We start from the raw sequence: 8,213 nt of genomic DNA on the forward strand, positions 1-8,213 counted from the left end.
GTGATAGTGGATGGCAAAGCTCTTCTAAAATATATCAGAGAGAAGAACATAGTATATGCAACTGACGTATTTTGGCACGAGCCGCCAAAAGAGGAATGGGAATATGAATTATTAAGGAATGAGAGAGTAATAGTAACAACTCATATTGGTGCACAAACTAAAGAGGCTCAGCACAGAGTAGCTGTAGTAACTACAAATAACCTTGTAAACACGTTAAAGGAGATTGGTGTAATAACTTGATGCTAATTCCGGGTCCAGTAAACGTTCCACTAAGTGTATTGCAAGCTTCTCTAACTCTTGTTAATCATAGATCTGATAAGTTTAGAGAAACGGTAAAGAACTTAGAGTCTTTAATGATCAATCACTTCAATGCCACTAGAGTTGCTTTATTAAGCGGTTCCGGCACATTAGCCGTAGAGTCAATGGTCTTCTCCTTATTAAGACGAGGGGAAAAAGTGATAACATTTCCCTATGGAGAGTTTGGTAATAGGCTAAAAGATTCCTTGAATAGAAGAGGTGTAAAGGTAGTAAGTTATGAGAAGAAAGAAGGGGAATTCTTTACCATAGATGAGGTTAAAAAGGCTATAGAGGAAAATAAGGATGCTACAGCTGTAGCTCTAGTTCATAACGAGACGAGTGTTGGTATTGCGTTTAGGGATCTAGAAACTATCAGTAAAGTGGTTAAAGGTAGTGGACTTAAATTACTAGTGGATTCTGTATCAGGATTTGCTGCTTTCCCGCTTTATGTTAACAAGTGGAAAATAGATGCAGTAGCTACTGCAAGTCAAAAGGCTTTAGCTAGCATACCCGGCCTAGGCTTTGTAGCTTTATCAGATGACGGGATTAATGAGATAAATAGTTCTGATTTGCCAGCATATTTAGATTTAGGATTACATTTGAAATTTCAAGATAAGGGAGAGACACCATTTACGCCAACAGTTGGGGCATTTTTTGCTTCTGAGAAAGCTGCTAAAATATTAGATAGTGAAGGAATCCAAAATAGATGGAAGAGACATGAGGCATGTTCATTATATTTAAGGGGAATTATGAGTAAAATTGGTTTTGAAGTGTTAGGGAATATGAATAATTTCTCAAATACTGTAATAGCAGCATTCCCTCCTATTCCAGTTAATACGTTAATATCTGAATTAGCTAAGAGAAATATCGAGATTAGTAAAGGAATGGGAAACTTGTCGACTAAGATAATAAGAATAGGCATCTTAGGTGTAGTTGATGATAGGGCTCTAATTAAATTAGTTAATGCAATGAATGAGATCTTGCACACCAATATATATCAAGATCCACCTAACGATTGTAAGTTGCCGGAAGAGTTAAAAGCAGAAGTTATATGGGATTAAGGGGGAATTTAATTTTGTCTTCACAAGATTTACATTTTAATGAGATTTTCGTCTATTTATGGCAAAATAGGTTAACCAAGTATGAGAAAGCCAGAATAGTTAGTGCTAGGGCTTTACAGTTGGCCATGGGAGCTCCTGCACTTATTGATATAAGCAGTTTAAATACTCCAGATTTAGACGTTGTGACTATAGCTGAGGCTGAGCTTGAAAAGGGTGCATTACCGATTACTATTAGACGAAAGTTACCTAATGGTAAGGTGGTTTTAATATCGGTTAAGAAGAGTTAAATCATGAGATGGACTTATGTAATATCAACAATTTTAATCTTATAATTGCCGAAAAATCTAAAGCAGCTAAAAAAATTGCTGATGCACTCTCAGATAAACCCATATTGTGTAAAAAGTATGGTATCAGTTATTGGGTGATATTTTATAAAGGCACTCATTATGTTGTAGCCCCTGCTGCTGGACATTTATTTGGATTAGAAGGAAAAGACGGTTTTCCAGTCTTTGACGCTGAATGGAAACCTTTGTGGGATATTGATAAAACAGCGTATTATACAAAAAAATACTATAATCTTTTATCTCTTTTAAGTAAGAGAGCGAAAAGTTTTATCAATGCTTGTGATTACGACGTAGAAGGGTCTGTAATAGGCTATTTAATAATAAAATTTCTTGGTGACGTTAAGAGAGCAAAAAGGATTAAATTCTCAGCTTTAACCAAAAGTGATATAATAAATGCATTTAACAATATTTCAAATTTGGATTATAATATGATATCAGCTGGAATAGCTAGACACAAAATAGATTGGATATGGGGGATTAATATAAGTAGAGCATTGATGATAGCGTTGCATAGTATAACTAAAAAAAGAGTTATATTAAGTGCAGGTAGAGTACAAAGTCCTACATTAGTTCAAGTCGTTAATTCTGAAGTTCAAAGAAATTTGCATATTCCGTTACCCAAATTCGGGATAACAATAACGGTAAAGTTTGGTGATTTAACGTTTAATATCTCGTTAGACAAGCAATTCGATAAATTAGATGACGCTAAAAAATTTCTGAATAATATTATCGGAAAAAGAGTAAAGATCGTAGAGAGGAAAACGGATTTTAAGATTATAGAAAGACCTTCCCCATTTAATCTTACTGACCTCCAAGTTGAAGCGGGTAAACTGTTCGGAATCTCACCATATAATGTGGAGAAAATAGCTGAAGAATTGTATTTAGATGGTCTAATAAGTTATCCTAGAACTAATAGTCAAAGAATTCCTAAAACGGTCAATATATTTGAAATTGTACAAAATCTCGAGAGGACACAGTATAGAAAATTGATAGGGCTAGTAAAAGAGATGACTGGTAATAAATTTATTGTTAGGCAGGGTCAGAAGGATGACCCTGCTCATCCAGCTATCCATCCTACCGGTCAACTTAATACTAAATTAGTTGGAAACAGGTTCAAATTATATGATTTAATAGTAAGACGATTTTTAGCTTCAATATCTAAAGATGCTAAAGTCAGTATAGTAACCTATCAAATTAAGGGTATCAGAACGGACGTTTCGTTTTCCCTATCGTTCAATAAAATAGTCGAGAGGAATTGGCTCGACTTATACCCTTATCACTATATTAAGGAGGATAAAGTGATTGATCTTAAAGTTGGTGAGGAAGGTATTGTCACGAGTGGCAGAGCTAGAATTGTATTAAATAAATCTGATGCCAGATTCACTAGGGTGAGTTTACTTAAGTGGATGGAATCTTCTGGGCTAGGGACGGAAGCTACACGTGGTCGAATAATCGAATTACTGATAAAGAGGAAATATGTTAAATTAAATGGGAGGTATCTAGTGCCTACTGAACTTGGATTTTACGTAGCAGATATATTGAATAAGTTTTTCCCAGTTATAGTTGATGTAAAGTTGACTGCAGACATGGAAAATAGATTAGAGATGATAAAGTTAGGTAAGGTTTCAGAAGAGGAGGTAGTAAAATATAATATAGAGAGATTAAATCAATTTATTAAAGAATATGAAAAAAATAAGGAAAACGTGGGGATATGGTTAGGTAAAGCATTGGGATTTTTAAGATATAATAAATGCAAGTATTGTAACTTTGAAAGTTATAAGGAAGATTTATGTGTGTATCATTATACTGCTAAACGTAAACTATTAGATTCTTTGAATGTCTGGAAAGAAAGAACTGGTTATGCTGAAGATAAAATATTGAAGAAATTATACAGCAGTAAAATTACAGGTATATATATAAAGGACGTCATAAAAGATTTTATGAGTAATGATGAAAGTCATGCCAAGCCGATTTAATGAGGTATACTCTGGGGTATCTGAATATTATAGTGCTTTAAACTTCTCAGTCCAAGCTTCATAAGCCTTTATAAGTTCTTGATTAACACTAGGCATCCTAACCTTCAATATTTCTTTAAAGTCTTCCATCGAAACTGGTCTAGGTTCTGTTAAGTTATTCTTAAACATTTCTTTTATCACTTTAATGTGAGCTGACTGTACTATATCTCTGATGTCACTACTCGTATAACCTTCAGTCATCTTAGCTAATTCTTCAAGACTCACATCATTAGCTAGTTTAATTTTTGATGTATAATACTTGAATAATGATAGTCTTTGTTCATAATCTGGTAACTTAACATAAATCCTTTTCTGGAATCTTCTTAGGAAAGGTTCGTCAAGTCTCCAGGGCTTATTGGTTGCGCCTACAACATAAACCTTATAATTCTCTGACTTATCAAGTAGACCATCCATTTCCTTCAGAAACTGGTTTCTCACTCTAGCTTCTCCACCTACTTCCGTTGAATACACTCCTAGCAAGGCATCTATTTCATCTATAAATATAATTGCTGGCTTATTTTGTTTTTTTGATTCTTCTCTAGCCATTTTGAAAGTATTAGCTACGTTTTTCTCAGCCTCGCCTAACCATTTAGACATTACTGAAGCAGCGTCTAACTGGATGAATATCGAGTCTATCTCGTTTGCAACAGCAGCTGCTATCATAGTTTTACCGCATCCTGGTGGGCCATAAAGTAAAATTCCTCTAGGCCATCCCAACGGGAATAGGTCTGGTCTTTTAGTAGGATATATAATAGCCTCTTTTAATGCCTCTTTAACTTCTTCTAGACCTACAATTTCATTAAATGAGACTTTAGGTTTCTCAGTTATTATTACTTCTTCATTACCCTTTCCGGTACTATCTCCATCCTCTGAAACTGGGACTAGCTTTTGAAGATAATTTATTCTTTTCTTGTACTCGTTTATCATTTGCTCATATGCGGTTTTAGCTACTGAATCCGGATATAAGGTTATGATTTGAACTAATACATCTATTGCCTTCTTATAATATGTTATCGCATCATCTACCTTACCCTCTTTATCAGCTTTCACGGCTAGTATAGCATATTTTCTCGCCATATCTTCTAGCATTACTTGGGCGCTCATTAGGTTCACCATTCTAACTTTCCACTGAGATTAGACCTTTACTTTTCATCACTTCTAACAACTTTAGTACTTCTTGTTTATCCACCCCATATGATCTACTGAAGTGCTCAATATCCAAGAACCCACCATTAGTCATTATGTAATCTAGAATCTCTTTCTCTGTAACTTTCTTGATACTTACCTTTTGTAGTCTTGGTTGTTCTATCGGAGGATGTGGAAGATCAGGAAGTAATTCTTTTACCTTAATTTCTGCCATCTTCTGAGCCTCGTCTAGTATTTGCCTAGCTTGTTCGTCTACTACTGCTGGAATTACACCCCTATCATTTATAGTCCCAGTTTCCACAGCGATGCCATTTACGCTGCTTATTATTGAATCCAAAGCTATCGCGACTTCTGGAGCTATTCCCTTTATCTGATCTTTCAAATCACCTAATATCTTTGCCACCGGATATAGAACTAAAGATACTCCTTGCAATTCTTGAACAGTATCTAACTTTAATCTAACCTTCTCTATCGCAAGAAATGCAGTATAGATCACTTTAATTATCTTCCTTATGTCAGCTATTTCTTGAGCGTAGATTTTTGCCTTAGCATCATCTCCTTCTACTTGTGCTCTCACTACTTTCTCAAATAATTCTTTGTCTCTATCCTTTAACCTTCTTATAGCTTCCTCTAATCTGGTTTGCTGGTCCTTTAGCTTAAGGGATATTTCAGTAAGTATCTTACCTAGTTGAGCTTTTCGTTTCTTCTCCGCATTAAAAATAAATGATAACTTTTCTAGCATTCTAACTCACTAACTTGATCAAAGAGTATTTATTACCTTTACTGGTATAGGCAATGGTATTTCCGATTTGGATTGATCAGCCTTTGTATCGTTCTGCTGTTGCGTAGTTAAGGAGCCTAAAGGCTTAAGTTCTATAGATTCCTTATCTAATGAGTCTAGTCTATCTAGTGTCTTCCTTATATCATCTCTCTCTAGAGTATAACTCTCTTTAGATTGCCTTAGTATCTCAACAGAGTTCTTATATGCTGTTTCAGGGACCTCTGAGGAGATATAACTCATCTTTAAGGAAATTATAGCTTTATCTAAATGTGACAATTGATCTTCAATCTCATTTAATCTTACCTTCAATTTTCCCTTCAGTTTACTTTGCTCGTCCTTTAACTTTAGCATCTCTGTGTCCAATTTTCTCTTCATCTCATCATACTCGCTCTTAGGAATCTCTTGTTTGTTAAATAACTCCTCTAATGCTCTCTGCCTCTTTCTGATTTTTTCCATTAAGGTTAATATTCTCATAGCTTCTGCTTTCCAATCTGGTAGTATTGATATACTATCTCCATCAAACTTTATTCTTTCTGGTTCTACTGTCATTATTGAGTTTCCTTGAGATACTTCTATTCCGGTAATAGTCCCATCTATCTCACTGTAAACGTGAACTAAATAACCAAGCTCTCTACTATATATGTCTTTAATTTTTTGTCCTATGAATTTCGTTAGCACTTCGTACGAAACGGGCATGGTAATACTCCTCAAAAATATTTGGTCTTTTAAGTAATACTTATAAACATTAGGGCTCGTCAGAAGGTAGAGACTCATCATTCAATAAGAGCTTTTAACCCTCATCATCTTGATGAAAATATTATGTAATCAACCTTAAAAAGCATAGTCTACATTAATTTTATTTTTGAATGCAGATATGACACTTCAAGCACTTAGCAATATTACATCCCAACTATCTCATATCGTCAGCAAAATAAACGTAGAACCATTGAGCTATACGCTGGTTATTATAGGATTCGTTCTCTTGTTAATTATAATAATAGGAGGAGTTGTGTATGGTTTAGTTAAAGTAGCTAAAGCAGTACCTTCAATGTCAACTAAAGAATTTATCTTATTTCTATTAGCTATAGCAATATTTCTAGTAGTTCTAGGTATATTATTGCCTTAAAGCCAAAAATATTTTCCATTATATTCTATTTCATATTTATTTTCTATTTCTAATAATCTGTTATATTTACTAATTCTTTCGCCTCTTGCCGGTGCTCCAGTCTTTATGAAATCTGAGGAGACTCCTACTGCTAAGTCTGCTATAAAGTTATCTTCTGTCTCTCCACTTCTATGGCTTATTATCGTCTTAATTGAATTACTTCTAGCTAAATCTATAAATTTGAATGTTTCAGTTAAAGTGCCAACTTGATTTGGTTTTACGATAACTCCTCTAGTAGATTTTTTATCTATTCCAGTTTTTAAATATTTTATATTAGTAGCATAAATATCATCTCCAGTTACGATTGTGTTCTTTAATTTGCTTTGAAGCTCGCTAAATTTTTCAAATGAATTTTCTTCAAAAGGATCCTCTAAGTAAATTATAGGATATTCTGAAGCCAGCTGAAGGTAATATTCTTCCAATTTATCTGGAGAAAATTCTTTATCGTCTAGAGTATAAGTATTTTTCTTCTCGTTAAAGAATTCTGAAGACGCTGCATCCATGCCTAGGAATACTTGTTTTTCATAGCCAAGATTTTTGATAGAAGCAACGAGAAGATCTAGTGCATCTCTAGTGTTTTCTAGAGGTGGAGAAAATCCTCCTTCGTCACCAACTGCCGTGAAGATCTTACCATATCTTTCAGCTATTAAATTCTTTAGACTTCTATAAATTTCAAGGGAAGCCATTAAAGCTTCCTTAAAGGTCTTAAAATTCGCTGGAATTATTATGAATTCTTGGATCTTTAGTTTATTTCCGGCATGAACTCCCCCATTGATAATGTTAAGCAGAGGAATCGGAATCCTAGAATATTTGGGTCCAGAGATGTATTGGAAAGTTTCAAGTTGTAAGGCTTTAGCAGCTGTCTTTAAAACAGCTATAGAAGTGGCTATCATAGAGTTTCCTCCTATTTTGCTCTTATTCTCTGTTGAGTCCATTTGGATTAATGTATTGTCGACTTTTGTTTGATCTCTAACATCAAAGCTGTGTAACGAGGGGTCTACTACGTAATTAACTATTTCTACAGCCTTTTTGACGCTTAGAGTAGCTGGGTCTCTGATTTCTATAGCCTCTTTTGTTCCTTTAGAAGCACCAGCTGGGGCATCTCCAAAAGACTCTATTCCTCCCTTAGTTCTTACGAATACTCTTAAAGTTGGGTTCCCTCTCGAATCTATTATTTCGATTCCTCTTATTCTATCTATCAAGAAATAGTTAGTCATATAAATCCCCTTATACTGTATGAATCAACAGATATTAATGCTAATGATAAATGTTAGCGTTGAGTCTCTTATCTTCTTCATTTATGGTATTCTATCACCAATTTACTATATTATCCTTAAAGATAAGATAAGCAATGAAAGAGCATTCCTTACAGCGTGGATTCTAGCTCCTCACTTAGTTGGTTTT

At 34.4% G+C, this 8,213-nt stretch carries 9 protein-coding genes; 5 read left to right on the forward strand and 4 right to left on the reverse strand.

All coding sequences use genetic code 11. The features are described 5' to 3' along the window. The 4 genes from DMP16_RS06410 to DMP16_RS06425 form a co-directional block, all read left to right on the forward strand. Positions 1-240: NAD(P)-dependent oxidoreductase (locus DMP16_RS06410; protein ID WP_304948037.1), on the forward strand; the 240-nt coding region annotated here is incomplete at its 5' end. Further along, the gene (locus tag DMP16_RS06415; protein WP_069281846.1) at positions 237-1,358 is read left to right on the forward strand and encodes an alanine--glyoxylate aminotransferase family protein; all 1,122 of its coding nucleotides are present in this window, start codon (positions 237-239) and stop codon (positions 1,356-1,358) included. The genes DMP16_RS06410 and DMP16_RS06415, both read left to right, overlap by 4 nt. Beyond that, positions 1,349-1,645 (forward strand): DNA-directed RNA polymerase subunit K, encoded by a 297-nt coding sequence (locus DMP16_RS06420; protein WP_069281847.1) that lies wholly within the window; start codon positions 1,349-1,351, stop codon positions 1,643-1,645. The genes DMP16_RS06415 and DMP16_RS06420 overlap by 10 nt, the downstream gene beginning before the upstream one ends. An 8-nt stretch (positions 1,646-1,653) precedes the next feature. Beyond that, a complete protein-coding gene (locus DMP16_RS06425; RefSeq protein WP_143576992.1) occupies positions 1,654-3,678 on the forward strand; it encodes a DNA topoisomerase I in 2,025 nt (674 codons plus the stop codon). Positions 3,679-3,705: 27 nt separating this feature from the next. Here the strand turns inward: DMP16_RS06425 and cdvC are convergent, their stop codons facing one another. The 3 genes from cdvC to cdvA are packed head-to-tail and all read right to left on the reverse strand — an operon-like array spanning position 3,706 to position 6,421. Beyond that, positions 3,706-4,821, reverse strand: coding sequence for a cell division protein CdvC (cdvC, locus tag DMP16_RS06430; RefSeq protein WP_069284542.1), 1,116 nt, complete (start codon positions 4,819-4,821; stop codon positions 3,706-3,708). A 13-nt stretch (positions 4,822-4,834) separates the two neighbouring features. After that, complete coding sequence (gene cdvB, locus DMP16_RS06435; protein ID WP_069281849.1) at positions 4,835-5,605, reverse strand: cell division protein CdvB; 771 nt, start codon at positions 5,603-5,605, stop codon at positions 4,835-4,837. Between the two features lie 18 nt (positions 5,606-5,623). Further along, complete coding sequence (gene cdvA, locus DMP16_RS06440) at positions 5,624-6,421, reverse strand: cell division protein CdvA (RefSeq protein ID WP_083216340.1); 798 nt, start codon at positions 6,419-6,421, stop codon at positions 5,624-5,626. Positions 6,422-6,518: 97 nt separating this feature from the next. On the opposite strand from cdvA, the gene DMP16_RS06445 reads away from it, so the two are divergent. Next, positions 6,519-6,770: a hypothetical protein gene (locus tag DMP16_RS06445; protein WP_069284544.1), complete on the forward strand. Its 252-nt coding sequence runs from the start codon at positions 6,519-6,521 to the stop codon at positions 6,768-6,770. Here DMP16_RS06445 and eno read toward each other — a convergent pair. Beyond that, entirely contained in the window at positions 6,767-8,026 is a 1,260-nt protein-coding gene (eno, locus tag DMP16_RS06450) for a phosphopyruvate hydratase (RefSeq protein ID WP_069281851.1), read from the reverse strand. The two genes, DMP16_RS06445 and eno, sit on opposite strands and share 4 nt — an antisense overlap. Between the last annotated feature and the right edge of the window lie 187 nt (positions 8,027-8,213).

The sequence above is a fragment of the Sulfolobus sp. B1 genome, from assembly GCF_007050195.1.
In the GTDB taxonomy this organism is placed as follows: domain Archaea; phylum Thermoproteota; class Thermoprotei_A; order Sulfolobales; family Sulfolobaceae; genus Saccharolobus.

Coding starts and splice junctions, on each gene's coding strand:
- DMP16_RS06420 (WP_069281847.1), top strand. CDS start 1,349: ATGGGATTAAGGGGGAATTTAATTTTGTCTTCACAAGATTTACATTTT.
- DMP16_RS06425 (WP_143576992.1), top strand. CDS start 1,654: ATGGACTTATGTAATATCAACAATTTTAATCTTATAATTGCCGAAAAA.
- cdvC (WP_069284542.1), bottom strand. CDS start 4,821: ATGAGCGCCCAAGTAATGCTAGAAGATATGGCGAGAAAATATGCTATA.
- cdvB (WP_069281849.1), bottom strand. CDS start 5,605: ATGCTAGAAAAGTTATCATTTATTTTTAATGCGGAGAAGAAACGAAAA.
- cdvA (WP_083216340.1), bottom strand. CDS start 6,421: ATGATGAGTCTCTACCTTCTGACGAGCCCTAATGTTTATAAGTATTAC.
- DMP16_RS06445 (WP_069284544.1), top strand. CDS start 6,519: ATGACACTTCAAGCACTTAGCAATATTACATCCCAACTATCTCATATC.
- eno (WP_069281851.1), bottom strand. CDS start 8,026: ATGACTAACTATTTCTTGATAGATAGAATAAGAGGAATCGAAATAATA.